This window comes from Pseudomonas sp. Eth.TT006 (assembly GCF_054456575.1).
The window spans coordinates 1-18,074 of sequence record NZ_JBTJEN010000019.1 but is presented as its reverse complement, the minus strand read 5'-3'; the positions used below and the strand labels follow the sequence as shown (position 1 = coordinate 18,074).

16 protein-coding genes are annotated in these 18,074 nt (G+C 59.8%); 14 read left to right on the top strand and 2 right to left on the bottom strand.

Annotation, left to right across the window (positions count from 1 at the left end):
- Window positions 1-184 precede the first annotated feature (184 nt).
- From ACXR0M_RS24035 to ACXR0M_RS24000, 8 genes are all read left to right on the top strand, one after another.
- A complete protein-coding gene (locus ACXR0M_RS24035; RefSeq protein WP_458834147.1) occupies window positions 185-625 on the top strand; it encodes a low molecular weight protein-tyrosine-phosphatase in 441 nt (146 codons plus the stop codon).
- Window positions 626-663: 38 nt separating this feature from the next.
- Window positions 664-2,892: a polysaccharide biosynthesis tyrosine autokinase gene (locus ACXR0M_RS24030; RefSeq protein ID WP_458834146.1), complete on the top strand. Its 2,229-nt coding sequence runs from the start codon at window positions 664-666 to the stop codon at window positions 2,890-2,892.
- 40 nt (window positions 2,893-2,932) lie between these two features.
- Window positions 2,933-4,015 carry a glycosyltransferase gene (locus tag ACXR0M_RS24025; protein ID WP_458834145.1) on the top strand — a complete coding sequence of 361 codons (1,083 nt, stop codon included), beginning with the start codon at window positions 2,933-2,935 and terminating at the stop codon, window positions 4,013-4,015.
- 14 nt (window positions 4,016-4,029) lie between these two features.
- The gene (locus tag ACXR0M_RS24020; RefSeq protein ID WP_458834144.1) at window positions 4,030-5,142 is read left to right on the top strand and encodes a polysaccharide pyruvyl transferase family protein; all 1,113 of its coding nucleotides are present in this window, start codon (window positions 4,030-4,032) and stop codon (window positions 5,140-5,142) included.
- The gene (locus ACXR0M_RS24015) at window positions 5,139-6,368 is read left to right on the top strand and encodes an MATE family efflux transporter (RefSeq protein WP_458834143.1); all 1,230 of its coding nucleotides are present in this window, start codon (window positions 5,139-5,141) and stop codon (window positions 6,366-6,368) included. The genes ACXR0M_RS24020 and ACXR0M_RS24015 overlap by 4 nt, the downstream gene beginning before the upstream one ends.
- On the top strand, window positions 6,359-7,462 hold the full coding sequence (locus ACXR0M_RS24010; RefSeq protein WP_458834142.1) for a hypothetical protein: 1,104 nt from the start codon (window positions 6,359-6,361) through the stop codon (window positions 7,460-7,462). Before ACXR0M_RS24015 ends, ACXR0M_RS24010 begins: the two co-directional genes overlap by 10 nt.
- Window positions 7,463-7,474: 12 nt before the next feature.
- A complete protein-coding gene (locus ACXR0M_RS24005) occupies window positions 7,475-8,521 on the top strand; it encodes an acyltransferase family protein (protein ID WP_458834141.1) in 1,047 nt (348 codons plus the stop codon).
- 136 nt (window positions 8,522-8,657) lie between these two features.
- A complete protein-coding gene (locus tag ACXR0M_RS24000; protein ID WP_458834140.1) occupies window positions 8,658-9,794 on the top strand; it encodes an SGNH/GDSL hydrolase family protein in 1,137 nt (378 codons plus the stop codon).
- A 139-nt stretch (window positions 9,795-9,933) separates the two neighbouring features.
- Here ACXR0M_RS24000 and ACXR0M_RS23995 read toward each other — a convergent pair whose 3' ends face one another.
- Entirely contained in the window at window positions 9,934-10,338 is a 405-nt protein-coding gene (locus ACXR0M_RS23995; protein WP_458834139.1) for a mannose-1-phosphate guanylyltransferase, read from the bottom strand.
- A 37-nt stretch (window positions 10,339-10,375) separates the two neighbouring features.
- On the bottom strand, window positions 10,376-11,209 hold the full coding sequence (galU, locus tag ACXR0M_RS23990) for a UTP--glucose-1-phosphate uridylyltransferase GalU (RefSeq protein ID WP_458834138.1): 834 nt from the start codon (window positions 11,207-11,209) through the stop codon (window positions 10,376-10,378).
- Between the two features lie 388 nt (window positions 11,210-11,597).
- On the opposite strand from galU, the gene galE reads away from it, so the two are divergent.
- The 6 genes from galE (at window position 11,598) to ACXR0M_RS23960 (ending at window position 17,797) form a co-directional block, all read left to right on the top strand.
- Window positions 11,598-12,614, top strand: coding sequence for a UDP-glucose 4-epimerase GalE (gene galE, locus ACXR0M_RS23985; protein ID WP_458834137.1), 1,017 nt, complete (start codon window positions 11,598-11,600; stop codon window positions 12,612-12,614).
- A 231-nt stretch (window positions 12,615-12,845) separates the two neighbouring features.
- Complete coding sequence (locus ACXR0M_RS23980) at window positions 12,846-13,082, top strand: hypothetical protein (protein ID WP_458834136.1); 237 nt, start codon at window positions 12,846-12,848, stop codon at window positions 13,080-13,082.
- 89 nt (window positions 13,083-13,171) lie between these two features.
- Complete coding sequence (locus ACXR0M_RS23975) at window positions 13,172-14,290, top strand: polysaccharide biosynthesis/export family protein (RefSeq protein WP_458834135.1); 1,119 nt, start codon at window positions 13,172-13,174, stop codon at window positions 14,288-14,290.
- Between the two features lie 8 nt (window positions 14,291-14,298).
- A complete protein-coding gene (locus ACXR0M_RS23970; RefSeq protein WP_458834134.1) occupies window positions 14,299-14,964 on the top strand; it encodes a YjbF family lipoprotein in 666 nt (221 codons plus the stop codon).
- Window positions 14,961-15,722 carry a capsule biosynthesis GfcC family protein gene (locus ACXR0M_RS23965; protein WP_458834133.1) on the top strand — a complete coding sequence of 254 codons (762 nt, stop codon included), beginning with the start codon at window positions 14,961-14,963 and terminating at the stop codon, window positions 15,720-15,722. Before ACXR0M_RS23970 ends, ACXR0M_RS23965 begins: the two co-directional genes overlap by 4 nt.
- Entirely contained in the window at window positions 15,719-17,797 is a 2,079-nt protein-coding gene (locus tag ACXR0M_RS23960; protein WP_458834132.1) for a YjbH domain-containing protein, read from the top strand. The genes ACXR0M_RS23965 and ACXR0M_RS23960 overlap by 4 nt, the downstream gene beginning before the upstream one ends.
- Window positions 17,798-18,074 lie beyond the last annotated feature (277 nt).

Genomic DNA, 18,074 nt, shown 5'->3' with positions numbered 1-18,074 from the left:
ACCAAGCCTGAAAATCACAGTTATTTTTGGTCCGGTAATTCTGTTTGGGCGACTTTTAGTGCTGTGGTACTTAATACACTGGTACTAACAGGGCGAATCTATTTCTGAGTGCAGGATGATCTAGTGGGTTCATAAAGAATCACACTGGATGTTGGCAGTTTGATATTACACAGGAAAGTAAACCTTGTTCAGAAAGATCCTTGTCGTGTGCGTGGGCAATATCTGCCGAAGTCCGACAGCCGAACTTCTGCTGCGCCATGCGCTGACCCCTTCAGCCATCTCGGTAACCTCCGCAGGCCTTGCGGCGCGGGTCGGTGAAGGCATGGAAGCCTCGGCGCGTCAGGTCCTCGAAGACCACGGGCACAGCGCCGAGGGCTTCACCGCCCGGCAATTGACCGCCGATATCATCAATGAATCGGATCTGATTCTGGTCATGGAAAAACAACATGTGAATCAGGTGTTGAAAATCGCCTCGCATGCCAGAGGTAAAGTATTTCTGCTCGGCAAATGGCAAAGCGAACGCGAAATAGCGGACCCGTACCGCCAGGGCAAGGCCGCTTTTATTCACGCCCATGCATTGATTAAAGATGCTGTCAGCTCATGGGCGCAGCGTCTCGCACATTGATGAACATTCTTCCGATCAGTGAATGGTAAGAAAGACTTATGCAGTTACCGTCAGTAATCGCCAAGCGTGATAACGATCAAGACAGTATTGATCTTCTCGGCATATTTGGCAGTTTGATCGACCAGAAATGGCTGATCGGTGCATTCACCGGGGCCTTCATGGCCGCCGGCGTAGCCTATGCGGTATTGGCGACCCCGGTGTATCTGGCGAACGCGCTGGTGCAGGTCGAACCGAAAAAGAACGACATGCTCGGCTTTTCCGACCTCAACAGCATGCTTGGCGGCCAGTCGCCGTCGGTGACTGAGATCGGCATCATCAAATCCCGCGCAGTGATCGGCAAAACCGTCGACGACCTGCGCCTGGACATCGACGTCACCCCCAACACGTTCCCGATGGTCGGCGGTTTCCTCGCCCGGCGTTATCGTGGCGAAAGCGAATTCAGCGTGGCGCCGCCGCGTTTTGGTCTCAGCAGCTACGCCTGGGGCGGTGAGCGTCTGGACTTCACCCGGCTCGATCTGCCCAAGGAATTGCTGGGCAAGAAGCTCACTCTGGTGGCGGGCGAACAACAACACTTTCAGTTGTTCGATGACAACGACAATCTGCTGGCCGAGGGCGCCGTCGGCGAAGCCTTCGCGCAGGACGGAGTCGAGGGCCAGATCGAGCGCCTGCAAGCCAATCCTGGCACCCGCTTCGAAGTGGTGCGCAACCCACGCATCGTGACCATTCAGGGTTACCAGGATGCGTTGGATATTTCCGAGCAGGGCAAGGAATCGGGGATTATCCGTCTGGCACTGGCCAGCGCCGACGCCGCAGAGGCGGTGAAGATCCTCAACAAGATCGCTGCGTTGTACGTCGAACAGAACGTGCGCCGCACTTCGGCGGAAGCGGCGCAGAGCCTGGCGTTCCTGCAAAGCCAGCTGCCGCAGGTCAAGCGTGATCTGGCCAAGGCCAGCGACGCGCTCAACGCCTACCAGACCCACGGCAAGACCGTGAACATTTCCCTGGAAACCCAGTCGGTGCTGGGTCAGTCCGTGGCGCTGGAAACGCGGATTTCCGAGCTGAGAATGCAGCAGGCGGAACTCGACCGAAAATTCACCAAGCAGCATCCGGCATACCGCGCGCTGATGTCGCAGATCGGTGAATTGACCCAGCAGCAGAAGACGCTGGAAGGCAAGGTCGGCGATTTGCCGGCGACCCAGCAAGAGCTGCTCAACCTGACCCGCGACGTGGAAGTGGCTTCGCAGATCTACACCCAGTTGCTGAACAAGTCCCAGGAGCTGGACATCGTCCGCGCCGGTGCGGTGGGCAACGTGCGTTTGATCGATCCGGCGGATGTTGACCTGAGCAGCCCGGTGAAACCGAAAAAAGCCCTGATCGTGCTGATCGCCACCTTCCTCGGTGCGTTCGTCGGTGTGGCGCTGGTGCTGCTGCGCAAGTCCCTGAGCAAAGGCCTGGAAGGGCCGGAAGCCATCGAACAGCTCGGGCTGCCGGTGTACGCCTCGATTCCCTACAGCGCCTTGCAGCGTGAAGAGGACACGAAAAAGGGCCGCACCAAAAACACCGCAGAGACGCCGGCCTATCTGCTGGCGCTGCGTAATCCCACCGACCTGTCCATCGAGTCGATCCGTAGCCTGCGCACTTGCTTGCATTTTGCCGCGCTGGACTCGACCAACAACCGGATCATGATCTCCGGCCCCAGCCCACAGGTCGGCAAGACGTTCGTCTCGTCGAACCTCGCGGCGGTCATGGCGCAAAGCGGTCAGCGCGTGTTGCTGATCGACGCCGACATGCGCAAGGGCCATCTGCACAAGACGCTCAACGTGCCGGTCGCCAATGGTCTGTCGGACCTGCTGGTCAAGCGTTGCAGCATCGAGCAGGCGGTCAACACGGTGGAAATCGACAACCTGCACTTCATCAGCCGCGGGCAGGTGCCGCCCAATCCTTCCGAGCTGTTGATGCACGCCAACTTCCGCGACCTGCTGGCCGAGCTCAGTGAGCGCTATGACGTGGTGATCATCGATACGCCGCCGCTGCTGGCGGTGACCGACGCGGCGATTGTCGGGCGTGAAGCCGGTATCAGCCTGATCGTCACGCGTTTTGCGGTGAACCCGGCCAAAGAGATCGAAATCACCATTCGCCGCTTCGCGCAGAACGGCATCGAGCTCAAGGGCGCGGTGTTCAACGGTGTCGAGAAGCGCGCCGCCAGTTACTACGGCAATGGCAGCTACGGCTATTACAACTACGAATACGCGTCGGACAAATCCTGAATTTCAGGGGCGTTCCAACAGGCATGAAAGTGGGTGGCATGTGAAAAAAATACTGCACGTGGCTGAAACGATAAAAGGCGGGGTCGCCACGGTGATCCGCACCATCTCGGCGTCCCCGGACGGTCAGGACGCGAACTACGAGCTGGTGTATCTGGTGCCGCTCGACCAGAAAAAAGAGCTGCACGGTATCGATGAGCGGCAGATCCGCACGTTCGAGCGCAGCGGGCGCGATGTGCCCTCGTTGCTGCGCTTTGCCTGGCAATTGACCCGGCTGATACTCAAGGAAAAACCCGATGTGGTGCATTTGCACAGCACCTTTTCCGGGGTGATCGGGCGGGTGGTCTGCGTGCTGCTCAAGCCGTGGCGTCGACCGAAAATCGTCTACTGCCCGCACGCCTTTTCGTTCCTGATGGAAAGCTCGCCGACCAAGCAGAAGCTCTACGCATGGATCGAGCGGGTGCTGCAGCGGGTCACCGACGTGATCATCTGCGTCAGCCGCTACGAGATGGACAAGGCTGCGCGCTTCGGCATTCAGCGCAAGCGCATGACGCTGATCTACAACGGCATCCATCAGCGGGACGAGGCGCCGAAGGTCGACAGTCCGGCGCCGATTCATCTGCTGTTCGTCGGTCGCCTGGACTACCAGAAAGGCTTTGACGTGTTGCTCAAGGCCTTCGCCAAGGTGCAGCGCAGCGATCTGAAACTGACGGTGGTCGGCAGTGCGGTCAACGAAGACAAGGTCGAGTGCCCGCAGATGGATGCGGTCGAGTACCTGCCGTGGGTCACCCCCGCCGAGGTGCACGCGCTGTATCAGCAGGCCGACGCGCTGATCGTGCCGAGTCGCTGGGAAGGTTTCGCCATGGTCCCGCTGGAAGGCATGGCCATGGGTTTGCCGGTGATCGCCAGCAACTGCACGTCGCTGCCCGAACTGGTCACCCATGAAGTGTCCGGCTACGTGTTTCCCACCGGCGACCATCAGGCGCTGGCCGAGGTGCTGGCGCGCATCGACAAGCCGCGCCTGCTCGACCTCGGCAGCGAAGGCCGGAACATCGTCCGCGAACGCTTCAGCGCCGCGCTGATGATCCGCCAGACCTATGACGTGTATTGCGCTCCCACTTATTAAGTAGAACTCAGCTTATGAACGTAACGATTTTGCATGGCTACAGTGCGTCCAACTCCGGTGACGGCCTGCTCGTCGATCTGGCCATTGCCCTGGTGCAGCGCAATTTTGGCGAGGATACGTCGATCAGCGTCGTGGCCTCCGACCCGCAGTCCTTCGCCTACCTGCCGCACCCGCGTTTCGACGCGCCGGTGATGGCCGCCAAGGGCCTGGGTCGGGTCAAGCAGGCGGTGTTTCTCAACCAGTCGTATGCCGGCCTCGCCGACCTGCTGAAAAAAACCGACCTGATTGTTGGTGTCGGTGGCGGCTACATGCGCTCGAAAAGTGCCTTCGAACACATCAAGCTGAAACTCGGCCACGCCAAACAACTGGAAACCGCGATCCTCAGCAAGGTGCCGTCGGTGTACCTGCCGCAGAGCATCGGCCCGTTCCATGGCGAGAGCCGCAAGATCGTCGAGCACTACGCCAGCGCCGATGCGGTATTCGTTCGCGATAACCGCTCCTCGGCGATGTTCGATGCCTGCGCCAATGTCTACCGCGCGCCGGATCTGGCGGTGCAGTCGCTGGCGAGCAAGATCCTTGCGCAACCCAAATTCACCCGCTGCGCCGCCTCGCCAGCAACCGTTTGCGTGGTGCTGCGCAAGCCGCCGGAGTGGAGCAAGGACAAGAAAGTCGCCTACGTCGCCAACCTGAAGTTGCTGCTGCAGCGCCTGAAGAACAAAAGCAAAGTGGTCTGCGCGGTGCAGAGCGCCGTGCGCGGCAACGATGACGGTGCGTTCTATCGCGAGCTGGGCATCACTGAAGACCTGCTGTCGCTGAAGGCGACGATTGCCAAATATCAACCGGACCTGGTGATCTCGGTGCGTCTGCACGGCGCCATCGAATCGCTGCTGTCCGGGGTGCCGGCGTACCACATCAGCTATGAGCGCAAAGGCTTTGGCGCCTATCAGGACATGGGCGTGGAAGACTGGGTGATCAATGGCGGCGACATCAATGTCGACACCATCATCGACACCGTTTACGCGCCGAACGCACTGAGCAGTTTCGGCCAGCGCCTGACCGACACCTGCCGCGAAATCGAGGCAAAAACCGTGGCCATGGACGAGATCATCAAAGGCGTCGTGCAATGATCTTGCGCCTGCTGCTGCGCGGCGGAGCGTTAGGCGCGAAGTTTCTGCTGGTGTTGGCCATCACTCATTACCTGGGCTACGAAGCGCTGGGTTTTTATGGGGTGGTGGTCGCGGCTTCGCTGATCGCTTCGAAGTTCTACAGCGTTGGTTTCAGTTCCGAGATCAATCGGCTGATCAGCGTGGGCGGCAGCTCGCGGCGGGTGGTCGATAAAGTTCTGCTGCTGTACCTGGCGGTGGGGTTGCTGCTGTCGCTGCTGACGGTGGGCGTTTATTCGTTGTTCCAGCAGGTCGAGGCGGGCAGCGCGCTGATCCTTTGCGTGACCCTGGTGCTGCTCACCGAACACCTGTCGTTCGAGATCAACTCGTTCGTGTTTTCCGCGCAGAAAGCCACGGCGGGTGCGCTGCTGTTTTTCATCAAGACCGGTCTGTGGGCGCTGCTGGCGGTGGGCGCAATGATGCTCGACTGGGTCTCCCGCATCGCCAGCGTGTTGTGGCTGTGGGTGGCGGCCAACGTCCTGGTGATCGTCGCGGGTTACCTGATCGTGGTGAATGTGCACAAGGGTCGGATCAGCGAAACGTTGACCACCGCGACCGTGTGGAAAGCAGGGTTGCCGTTCTATTTCGGTACCGGGCTGATCGCCTTGAGTCAGTACGCCGAGCGCTTTCTGATTGCCGACCTCGAACCCTACGCCAACCTCGGTAAATATGTGTACGCGTGGTCGGCGGCGAACACCTTGCAGGCGCTGTCCTACGCGGTAGTGGCGGTGGTTGGCATTCCCGTGCTGGCCAAGCGTTTTCAGGCTGATCAACAGGCGTTCACGGTCAAGCAGTTGTTCGTCAACAAGTGGGTGCTGCGCTCGCTGCTGGTGTCGGCGGCGGTGGCGGTGCTGATCTATCTGTTCTTCAACGTGGTGCTTGATTACGTCGCCAGCAGCGTGCCGCGTCCGGACAACGCGATCCTTGGTGTGCTGATTTTCTCTTTCGCTCTGCGCGCGATCGGCGACATTGTCTGGGGCGGTCTGATCGCTTCGAAAAACAGTCGCGTGTCGTTCGCCAGCGCGGCGATTTGCCTGCTGGTGTCGGTGCCGGTCAGCTATGTGCTGATCAAGCACTATTCGATTTATGGCGCGGCATGGGGCAACGTCTTCGCGATCATCGTGCAGCTCGCCGTGATTGCCGTATTGACCCGCGCGACCCGTGCCAAAGGGGCGCTGGCATGGGGTTGAAGTTGCCGTGTATCGAGTTTCGCGGACGCCGACTTGATTCCTCGCTGTCGTTCCTGATCCTGTTCACCGGGCTGTTTCTGTCGGTGGCGATGCCGTTGCTGATCCCCCGCGATCCAGGCCCGGATGCGATGACCTTGTGGTCGTCGTATGCGCGCGCCGACAACTGCAATTTCTGGAACCCGTTCTCGCCGGACCGCTCGTCCTACGAGTGTTCGGCGTTCCTGCTGCGGCCCACCGGGATCAACCTGACCAACGCCTGGGCTTACGGGATGTTCTGCAATTTCTTCCTCACCGCGATTCCGGTGGTGGTGTTCCGGCGCATGCCGCTGGCGATCTTCGGCACCCTGTGCCTGTGGGGCGTGGTGCGTTCGTTTTTTCTGGAAAACCTGACCAAGGAAATCATCGTCTCAGTGGCGGTGTTGAGCATTTTGTTCAGTTCGCTGACGCGCAAATATCGCGGTGGCTTTTTCCTTTCGGCGGTGATCTACGGCGTGCTGATCCGGCCTTACTGGATTCTGTTTTCGCTGTCCTGGGTCGGCGTCTGCATGATGAAAAAGTACGTGTCGCGCACCACGTTTTTTCTGATGCTGTTTCTGTTTTATCTGGCGGTGGCCATGGCCATTCAGGTCGCGCTGGGCTTTCCGGTGTCGTCGATTCGCGCGAGCAACAACGAGTTGCGCACCGCGGGTGAGGAGGGCTCGAAATCGCTGATTGTCTCGTGGCTCAGCGGTAGCGATTTCGTCTCGCAGGCGCTGGACTCGATGATCATTTTCTTCCGGCTGTCATTCCCGGTGGAGCTGATTCTGCTGTCGGGTCCGGGGCAGGTGATCTTTGTCGCGCTGATGATCATGACCGCGCTGCTGCTGTTCAAAGTCATCACCTCCACCGATTACAAAGGCGCGCCGATCGAAACCAAACCCAAGGAACTGATCGCGATTCCGCTGGCGTTTCTGCTGGTTCAGGGCTTGTTCGAACCGGACTTCGGCTCCTTCGCACGGCACTTTTCCATGGTGGTGCCGGTGCTGTTTGTCGGCCTCGGACTGATGTTGCGCGCGAACAAACCGGTGCGGGTCGAATCACGAGTTCTGAATTGAGGCGGGTACGGTATGTCGAGCAAGAAAAAGTCCCTGGAGATCGAAACCCTGCGCGGCCTGGCGTGCCTGCTGCTGGTGCTGTATCACGTCATTGGCCCGCTGGGCGGGGGGCTGAAGATCGATATCGGCTCGCCGTTCCGGGTCATCGCCGATTCCATGGTGTACGTGCGCATGCCGCTGTTCACCTTTATTTCCGGCTATATCTATTCGATCTACAAGATTCGCGGCAATGACTTTGCTGCGTTCTTCAGCGGCAAGGTGCGGCGGCTGATCGTGCCGTTGTTTTGCGTCGGCGTGCCGTTCTCGGTGCTGCAGGCGGTGGCGCCGGGAGTGAACAAGGACGTCGGGGTGATCGATGCGCTGTTGTCGTTCTGGGTGCCGGTCAACCACTTCTGGTTTCTGCAGGCGGTGTTCATCATTTTCATGTTCGTCGGCCTGCTGGAATGGCGCGGCCTGCTGCGCTCGATGACCCGCCTGTATGGCCTGTTCGCCTTCGCCGCGCTGGTGTTTCTGCTGCCGCCGTTCAAGCTCGATGCGTTCGGCATCAATGGCGCGATTTACCTGCTGCCGTTTTTCGTCGCGGGGATGATCGGCCAGGAAAATGTCGAGGCCTTGAAGCAGCGCTTCAAGGTCATCGGGCCGCTGCTGTTTGTGCTGATTGCGTTGACCTTGCTGTATGTCGCGGCGATTGATCGCGAGCTGATTGTCGATCGTCGCAGTCTGATCGGCTTGACCGTGGGTTGCGTGTCCTGCATTGCTTTGCTGTCGAGTGACATGCGCTCGAAGTGGCTGACCTGGCTGGGCGGCTACTCTTACGCGATCTTTCTGTTCCATGTGCTGTTCGCAGCCACGTCGCGGTTTGTCATGGGCCGGTTGGGGGTGAAGGACGAGGGTGTTCTGGTGCTCAGTGGCTTGCTGTTCGGTTTGCTTGGGCCGGTGGTGTTGGCGATGGTCTTCAGTCGGTTCAATGTCACCTCGGTGCTGTTTCTCGGCGAGCGCGCGGCGCAGAAAAAACCGTCGGCGAGCGTTGCTCCGGTGGCGGGCACAAATCCCCTGTAGGAGCTGTCGAGTGAAACGAGGCTGCGATCTTTTGATCGTTAAAAGCAAAAGATCGCAGCGTGCCGCAGCTCCTGCAGGGGGAGCGGTGTACGGACCGACCCAGGCAAGGACCATTACGGACTGAAGGAAATAACCCATGTTGACAGTGGATGACGCGCAACCGGTGGCGGCGTCGGTGGTTGAAGTGGGCGATGCCCGCGAGCGCTTTGCGCAGTGGCGCGAAGGCAAGGCCGGGAAGGTCTTGTCGGTCTCGGTGATCGGCGACAGCTACACGGCCGGGCAGGATTTCTATCTGAACAAACTGGTGCAGCGCGTGGCCGGGGAGGTCGGTTTCGCCGGCCCCGGTTACGTCGGCTTCAACCATGGCGCAGCGCTGGGCGGTACGCATTTCAAATACACCCGCAGCAGCGAAAAATATTTTGGTGGTGACTGGCAGGTCTCCGGCCTCGGCCAGGCCAGCCCCGACAGCCGCACCGTCACCGGCCGCCCCGGCGCCTGGCTGGAAATCGATGCCAGCCCGACGCCCGCCATCGACACTCAAGTCACTCAGGCGAAATTGCTTTACCTGGGCAACGGCGAATCCGCTGAACTGCGCTACCGCTGGACGCCTTCGGAGGACTGGAAGCCACTGAAACTCGAAGGCTCGGGCGTTCAGGAGGTGCCGTTGGCAGGTCTCTCTTCTGCGGCAGACTGGTCATTCAAACTGGAAGTGCTGAAGGGCGCACCGACCTTGTTTGGCCTGTGGCTGAGCAACGAGCAGAACGGCATACGCGTATCGAAACTGGCGGCCTCGGGCGCGGCCTCGGCGGACTTCTATCATCAGGATCCACAATGGCAGGTGCAGTGGAAAGCGGCGGTGTCGAAGATCCCCGCCGACGTGTACCTGATCATGCTTGGTGGCAATGATCAGGGCTTCGGCGTCAAACCCGAGGCGTATCTGCACAACGTTCAGGGGCTGGTGGCGATGATCCGCGAGATCCAGCCGGCGGCGAGTATCAACCTGATCATGCGCCAGGACACCACGCGTTCCAGTGCCTATCCGATGTCGGCGTATGCGCAAGTCTTGCAGCCGTGGGCGCGTGAGCAGCGTCTGGGTTATGCCAACCTGCAATGCGCGTTTGGCCCGGACATCAAGCGGTATGCGGCGGCGATGATCGGCCCGGACAAGATTCATCCACAGCCGGCCACGGGCGGCAAGGTGATTGCCGATTACTTCTATCGCTGGATTGTCGGTGGCATCAACGCCGACAGTTGCGACACCACCAACCCCTGAATGATCGTTCCCACGGACGCAGAGCGCCACAGGCAGCACTCTCCTGTAGGAGCTGCGGAACGCTGCGATCTTTTGATCTTGATCTTGAAAAACAAAATCAAAAGATCGCAGCGTTCCGCAGCTCCTACAGGGGGAGTGTTTATTCGAACTGTTCTACTTGGCTCAGCAGTTCCGCGAGCTTCTGCGGCATCAAGTGTGTCGCACAACGGGTCTCGACATTGATGATGATCGCCGGTTCGTTGCAGCACAGCCGCACGCGGAAGCGCCAGTCGCTGAAGATCACCTTCAGGCCGTCCCGGTCGTCCATTTCCAGAGCCTGCCCGGCGTAGCGCTGTTTCAAGTGGACGAGCAGGGGATAGGGATCCGCCAGGGTGCGGCGAATGTCGCCGGACGAGGGGAACATGCCGATGCGCTCCACCAGCAAAATGCTGCCCAGCCAAGACTCGTTGGCGCTGGGCAGCGGCTGATGGCGTGACAGCCAGCTCACCGCCCCGAGGTTGCCCACCTCCCGTTCAATGTCCGCTGAATGTTGTGCGATGTTCATGCCGGTCTCCTGAAGCGTTAAGTGGGCGGGGGCCGCCTCAGCGACCCTTGAGGTACACGTTGTCGTAGCAGAAATTGGTCGCCTGCAAGTAACCCTCGGCGTCGCCACAGTCGAAGCGCAGGCCTTTGAACTTGTAGGCCAGCACGCAGCCGTTCTGCGCCTGTTTCATCAGCGCGTCGGTGATCTGGATCTCGCCACCCTTGCCCGGCTGGGTGTCGGCGATCAGGTCGAAAATGTCCGGGGTGAGGATGTAGCGGCCGATGATCGCCAGGTTCGATGGCGCGTCCTGTGGCGCCGGTTTCTCCACCATGTGGTTGACCCGGTAGATGCCGTCGGAAATCAGTTCGCCGGCGATCACCCCGTACTTGTGCGTCTGGTCGGCCGGTACTTCCTGGATGGCGACGATCGAGCAGCGGAATTTCTTGTACAGCTGGATCATCTGCGCCAGCACGCCGTCACCGTCCAGGTTCAGACACAGGTCATCGGCCAGTACCACGGCGAACGGTTCGTCACCGATCAGCGGCCGGCCGCTGAGAATCGCGTGGCCGAGGCCCTTCATTTCCACCTGCCGGGTGTAGGAGAAGGTGCAGGTGTCGATCAGCTCGCGGGTGCCGGCGAGGAATTTCTCTTTCTCGGTCCCGCGAATCTGGTGTTCGAGTTCGTAGCTGATGTCGAAGTGGTCTTCCAGCGCACGCTTGCCCCGACCGGTGACGATGGCCATGTGTTGCAGGCCGGCGTCCCGTGCTTCCTCGACGGCGTATTCGATCAACGGCTTGTTGACGATCGGCAGCATTTCTTTCGGCATGGCTTTGGTGGCCGGCAAGAAACGCGTGCCGTAACCGGCGGCGGGGAACAAACATTTACGAATCATAAAAGTATCCTGAACAGTCATGGAACACAGGCAACGGGTGCGCGCACTTACGCCGCTGTGCAAGTTTCAATAAAGATTGAATGACTGCTTTAATACCTGAGTCAGGTCGTTAATGACAAATGGCAAGTGCGGTAAAACATGACAATGTTATGAGATGTCGGCAACAGCGTTATTAGTTATTTTTAGTCGGTATCTGTTGATAGTGATGAGTGTACTTGAAGTGCTAATAAGTACCGGACAAACAGTTTGACCTGCAAAGATATTTATTGCCAGTGGTTGAACCGATTTTGTTTTGAGTTGTTGTCGTCCTTGTTTGTGTGGTGCGCCACAGAATCAACAAAAGGGACTTGACACGCTACTTGTCACTTATTCAATGACGGATCGCACTATGAAGATTCTGGTCACCGGTGGCGCCGGCTATATCGGCTCGCATACCACACTTGCGTTGCTTGAAGCAGGTTATGAAGTTGTTGTACTGGATAATCTTTGCAACAGCAGCGATGCGGCATTGCACGCGGTGGAAGCGATCTGCGGTAAAAGTGCGCAGATGGTCCGCGGCGATGTTTGCGACCGTGCGTTGCTCGACCGGATTTTCCGCGAGCATCACATCGACGCCGTGCTGCATTTTGCCGGGCTCAAGGCGGTCGGCGAAAGCGTCCGCAAGCCGCTGGAGTACTACGAGAACAACGTCGGCGGCAGCATCACACTGTGCCAGGCGATGGCCGCAGCCGGGGTGTTTCGCCTGGTGTTCAGCTCATCGGCCACGGTGTATGGCGAGCCGGAGCAGATGCCGATCCGCGAGGATTTCCCCACCGGCACGCCGACCAACCCTTACGGCCACTCCAAGCTGATCGTCGAGAACGTGCTGCGTGACCTGAGCCAGGCCGAGCCGCGCTGGAGTATCGCCTTGCTGCGCTACTTCAACCCGATTGGCGCGCATCACAGCGGGCACATGGGCGAAGACCCCAACGGTATTCCCAACAACCTGCTGCCTTACATCAGCCAGGTGGCGGTCGGCAGCCTGCGCGAGCTGTCGATCTTCGGCGACGATTACCCGACGATCGATGGCACCGGCGTGCGCGATTACATCCATGTGGTTGACCTCGCCGATGGTCATATCAAGGCGTTGCAGTCGATTGCCGGACGCCCGGGCATTCACACCTGGAACCTCGGCACCGGCGATGGTTACAGCGTGATGCAAGTACTGCATGCCTTCGAGCAGGCCAGCGGACGCCCGGTGCCGTACCGGATCGTGCCGCGTCGCAGCGGTGATATTGCCGAGAGTTGGGCCGACGCTTCGAAAGCGGAAAAAGAACTGGGCTGGAAAGCCACGCGCGACTTGCAGGACATGGTCACCGATACCTGGCGCTGGCAATCGAACCATCCACGCGGTTATCTCCAATGATGTCGTTCTAATACTGAATGTTAGTTTCGGTCAGCTGTTAGATATCGTCGGGAAAATACGCTGGAAATGCCTTTTGCAAGTCCGTAGATATAAACCTGCCGTTCGACTTTTATCAGTTGCGTAGGGCTGTGAAAGAACGACGGATCTTGTTCGCGCTTTTTGCGGACTTGAACGCTACCACCGCTAACTCAGGCCGGTTTTTAACAAGCCGAATGTTAGAAAGGAGTTGTTATGAAAAAAGTGATGACGATAGCCCTGTTGACGATGTTGAGCAACTGGGCGTCCGCCGCTGAAGCGCCGCTGACGGCGGTAACCAATGTATCTGGCAGTGTTGCGGCTTCTACAGCGCCTGCTGCCAGTACTGCGATGGTTGCCAGTGCAGTGGCGGCGTCCAACAGCGGCGGCAGTGCCAACGGCGGTACCACAGGCACCACCGGTACTACCGGCACCACCGGCACGCACAACTAACAGGAACATTTGTTAGTGCAGTACAGGGTCGCCCGACGCAAGTCGGGTGACTTTATTTTTAGATTTGCCTTGAATAGCGTAGTGCCATTATGACTCGTAGTTTTTCTCTTTTGCTGTTGGCAAGTATCGCTTTGCAAGGTTGCATGTTTTCCCCGGGCCAATACCTGAGCACCAGCGACATCACGCGCCAGGGCGCCAGTGAAAGCAGTCGGGTCGAGCTGATCCCGATCACGCCCAAGCTGATTTCGATGACGCGTGCCACGCAAAAGCGTGAAACCGTACCGGCCGAGCTGTTGGCAACGCCCGCCGAATACCGCATCGGCAGCAACGATGTGTTGTACATCACGGTCTGGGATCACCCGGAGCTGACCGCGCCCTCGGGCGCGCAACAGCAGATCGACGCCAACGGCCGACTGGTGCGCTCCGATGGCACGCTGTACTACCCGTTTATCAAGGAAGTGCAGGCGGCCGGCAAAACCATCCAGCAACTGCGTGCCGACATCGAAACTCGGCTGTCCGCTTTCATCGCCGAGCCGCAAGTGGATGTCGCGGTGCTGCGTTTCGCCAGCCAGAAAGTGGTGGTCTCGGGGGCCGTGGCCAAGGCCGGTCCGCAACCGATTTCCACCAACCCGCTGAGCGTGGTCGAAGCCCTCGGCTCGGCCGGCATCGACACCAACAATGCCGACTTGTCCGGCCTGCTGCTGACCCGCAATGGCCGGGTGTATCCGCTCAATCTCGACGCGCTCAACCAGGAGGATTCGCAGCTGCAGCAGGTCTACCTCAAGGGCGGCGACCAGCTGTACCTGCCGTATAACGACAACAAGCGCATCTACGTCATGGGCGAAGTCAATCAGCCCCGTGCGCTGAGTTTCAAGACCGCGACCATGAACCTGTCGGATGTACTCGGTTCGGTCGGTGGCCTGAGCCAGACCACCTCCAACGGCAACGCGGTGTACGTGATTCGCGGCGTGGAGAACCTCGATGTCGAACCGGCAAAGATCTACCAGCTCGAAGCCGAATCGCCGACGGCCATGGCCCTCGCTTCACACTTTGAGGTCCGCCCGCAAGACGTGGTGTATGTCGGCCCGGCCAACGTCACGCGCTGGAATCGTCTGATCAGCCAGTTGGTGCCATCGGCATCGATCGTCGGCACCGGTGCTTCGGCTGCGAAGAACTGGAGCGAATTCAGTAACAACAACGCCAAATAAGGCCGCCTGTGAAAACCTTGAAAATTGGCGTCTGCCTGATGGCGGCCTTGACCTTGTGTGGCTGCAACCCGCTGATGACCGCTTCGGTGCGCAACCTCAAATCGGCGGTGCTCGGCCCGGATGAACTGGACGTGACGGCGGCCCAGGTGGCCGAGGTCAAGTACCCGCAACTGAAACTGACCACGCCGTCCGGCTCCGGGGTGCTGGCGCTGGTGCGCGAGCGGGAAGACCTGCAGTTCTGGGTCGCGTCCGGCAAGCAGGTGTTGCTGCTGCGCAATGGCCTCGCCGTGCGCACCGTCGGCCTTGGTGTGGAAGGCGATCTGGACAGCACGCAGCTGGCTGACGGCGCACCGTTCAAACAAGGTCTGCACCGCATCGCCGATGGCTTTACCAGTCAGCGCTGGATCGATCTGTACAAGGGCCAGCAAGTCGGTTTGCTGGTCAACAGCCGCTTTTCGCGCCGGTCCACGCAAACCCTGGACATTCTCGACAAGGCCTACAGCGTGCTGCGTGTGGACGAGCATATCGACGTCCCGGCCATCGGCCTGCGGGCGACCAACCATTATTGGGTCGATCCGGCGGACGGCTTCATTGTGCAGAGCGAGCAACAACTGACCCCGCAACTGCGCGTGCGCATCGTGCAACTGACCCCTGATCACAGGCATCTGCCATGAAGCGCCTGCGGATGTTTTCGGCGTGCCTGCTGTTGCTCAGCGGCGTCAGTCAGGCGGCGGTCACGGTCAGCGGTGATGTAGCCAATCCCGGTCCGGTGGAATTGCCGCCGGGCGGGCGTTTGCTCGACGTGATCAGCGAGGCAGTACCGAATGCCGAAGGTTACTGGCTGGCGGGGGTATTGCTGCGTCAGTCGTTGCTGGAAGAGCAGGCGCGGCTCAAGGCGGGCGTGCTGTTCGATCTGGATGTGCTGCAACGGATGGCGGCGTTGTTCGATCGCCCGAGTCGCGCGGCGCTGGCGCGGCGTTTGAGCGAGCAGGTGCAGCAGATGCCCGTCACCGGGCGCCAAGTAGCGGATCTCGATCCGGTTGCGGTGGAGGTCGGGTTCGCGCGCAACATTCGTCTCGACGATGGCGATCGCCTGATCTACCCGAAACGGGTCGATGAAGTGCAAGTGCTGGGCGCGGTCGCCGACACCTGCCAGGTGCCTTATCAGCCATTGCTGGAAGCGCGTGAATACCTCGAATTCTGTACCCCGCTGGACGATGCCGAAGCCGATTACCTGTGGCTGATCCAGCCCAATGGCGCGGTGCAGCGGGTGGGCATTGCCCACTGGAATCGCGAGAGCGGGCACTTTCCGGTGGCCGGCAGCAAGATTCTGGTGCCGGTGAAAAACGATGATCTGGATCCGCCTGTTCCTGAACTGAATCAGCAGTTGGCCGAATTGATTGCCACGCAGCTGGCTGAGGTGGTTCGTTGAAGTTACGTGTTGCAGCTGTGTTGTTATTGCCGTGCGGCCTGGTGCATGCCGAGCCGCGCATTACTCAAAACGATTTTGGTGGCACCGGCCTGTTGCAGACGCCGACCGCGCGCATGGCCCCGGCCGGCGAGCTGAGCGTCAACGCCAACCGCACCGAGCCCTACAGCCGCTACAGCGTGTCGCTACAGCCGCTGGACTGGCTTGAAGGTTCGTTCCGTTACACCGCCATCACCAACCGCCCGTACGGGCCGGAGTCGATGAGCGGCAACCAGAGCTACAAGGACAAGGCGGTCGACGCCAAAGTCCGGCTGTGGCAGGAAAGCCACTGGTTGCCCGATGTCGCTTTGGGCTTCCGCGACATCGGCGGTACCGGCCTGTTCGCCAGTGAATATTTCGTCGCCAACAAGCGCTTCGATAATTTCGATTTCAGCGCCGGGATTGCCTGGGGTTATCTCGGCAATCGTGGCGACCTCGACAACCCGTTGGGCTATCTGGACGATCGCTTCAAGACCCGCCCGGCGCTGGAAGGTACCGGTGACGTCAACGCCGGTTCGTACTTTCGCGGCCGGCCTTCGTTCTTCGGCGGCGTGAGCTATCAGACGCCGTGGGATCGGCTCAGCCTGAAACTCGAATACGAAGGCAACGACTACAAGCACGAACCGAAGGACAACGTGATCAAGCAGGACTCGCCGATCAACTTCGGCGCGGTGTTCAAAGTGGCTGATTCGGTCGACGTCAGCGCGGCGTGGGAGCGCGGTAATACGGCGATGTTCGGCGTGACCTTTCACACCAATTTCGTCAGCCGCAAGGCGCCGGCCAAGACTTACGATCCGACGCCTGAACCGATGCCGGCGAAGATGCCGACCACGCCGATGGACCAGGTCAACTGGGCCGACGTCTCCCAGCGTCTGCAGCAGAATGCCGGGTACAAGGTCGAGCGCATCAGCCAGCGCGATTCCGAGTTGATCGTGTACGGCGAGCAGCAGCGTTACTTTCATTCGTCGAAGGCGGTAGGCCGCGCCAGCCGGATTCTCGACAACAGTGTGAACGACGACATCAACTGGTTCACCGTGGTCAACAAGCGCTACGACCTGCCGCTGGAAGAGACCAGCGTGCCGCGCCAGACCTTCCGCGAAGTGATCAATAACGAGGAGCCGCTGGAGTCGTTGCACCGCACCACCGAAATCAACCCGGCGATGCCGCACAACGAGAAAACCCTCTACACCGAAGCGCCGCAGCACTTCAACTATGGCGTCGGTCTGGGCTTCAAGCAGAACGTCGGCGGCCCGGATGGCTTGCTCTATCAGTTCAGTGCTGATGCGGACGCCGAATACCGTTTCAACCGCAACACTTGGTGGAACGGTCTGCTCAGTACCAATCTGGTGAACAACTTCGACAAGTTCCGCTACGACGCACCGAGCGGCCTGCCGCGGGTGCGCACCGACTTGCGTCAGTACCTGACCACCTCGGAAGTGACCATGCCGTTGTTCCAGGTCAGCCATGCCGAGCAGTTGGACAAGGACCTGTATGGCATGGTCTACGGCGGGTATCTGGAGTCGATGTTTGCCGGTGTCGGCGGCGAGGTGCTGTTCCGCCCGACCGGTGAACGCTGGTCGGTGGGGGCGGATCTGAACTACGTGCGTCAGCGTGAGTTCGATCAAGGCTTCGGCCTGCGCGATTACTCGGTCTGGACCGGGCATATCACCGGTTACACCGACCTGCCGTATGACACCTTGGCTGCGGTCAGCGTCGGTCGTTATCTGGCGGGCGACTGGGGCGGCACCCTGGACATCTCCCGCGAGTTCTTCAACGGCGTACGCTTCGGCGCCTGGGCCACCATCACCACTGCCGGCAGCGCCGAGTACGGGGAGGGTAGTTTCGACAAGGGCCTCTACCTGTCGATCCCGTTCGACGAAATGATGAGCATGTCGACCATGCGCCGCGCCAACCTCGTCTGGGCCCCACTGACCCGTGACGGCGGCGCCAGGCTCAATCGCAGCTTCCAGCTGCACTCGATGACCGATAGCCGCGAGGGCGACATGTTCTATCGCAATTTTTCGAAGATTACCGAATAGGTTCGCCAGCCCTGAACCTGTGGGAGCGGGCTTGCCCGCGAAGGCGTCGGCTCATTCAACATCAATGGCGCCTGACCCACCGCTTTCGCGAGCAAGCCCGCTCCCACAATGATCCTGCGGCAACCTGCGATTTCCAATCCATGCGGAGATCCCCTGTAGGAGTGAGCCTGCTCGCGATGGCGTCAGCCCAGCCAGCATCCTGGTGGTCTGACTTACCGCTATCGCGAGCAGGCTCACTCCTACAAAAGGTCTGCGGCAAGTCATCAATCCCGGATCA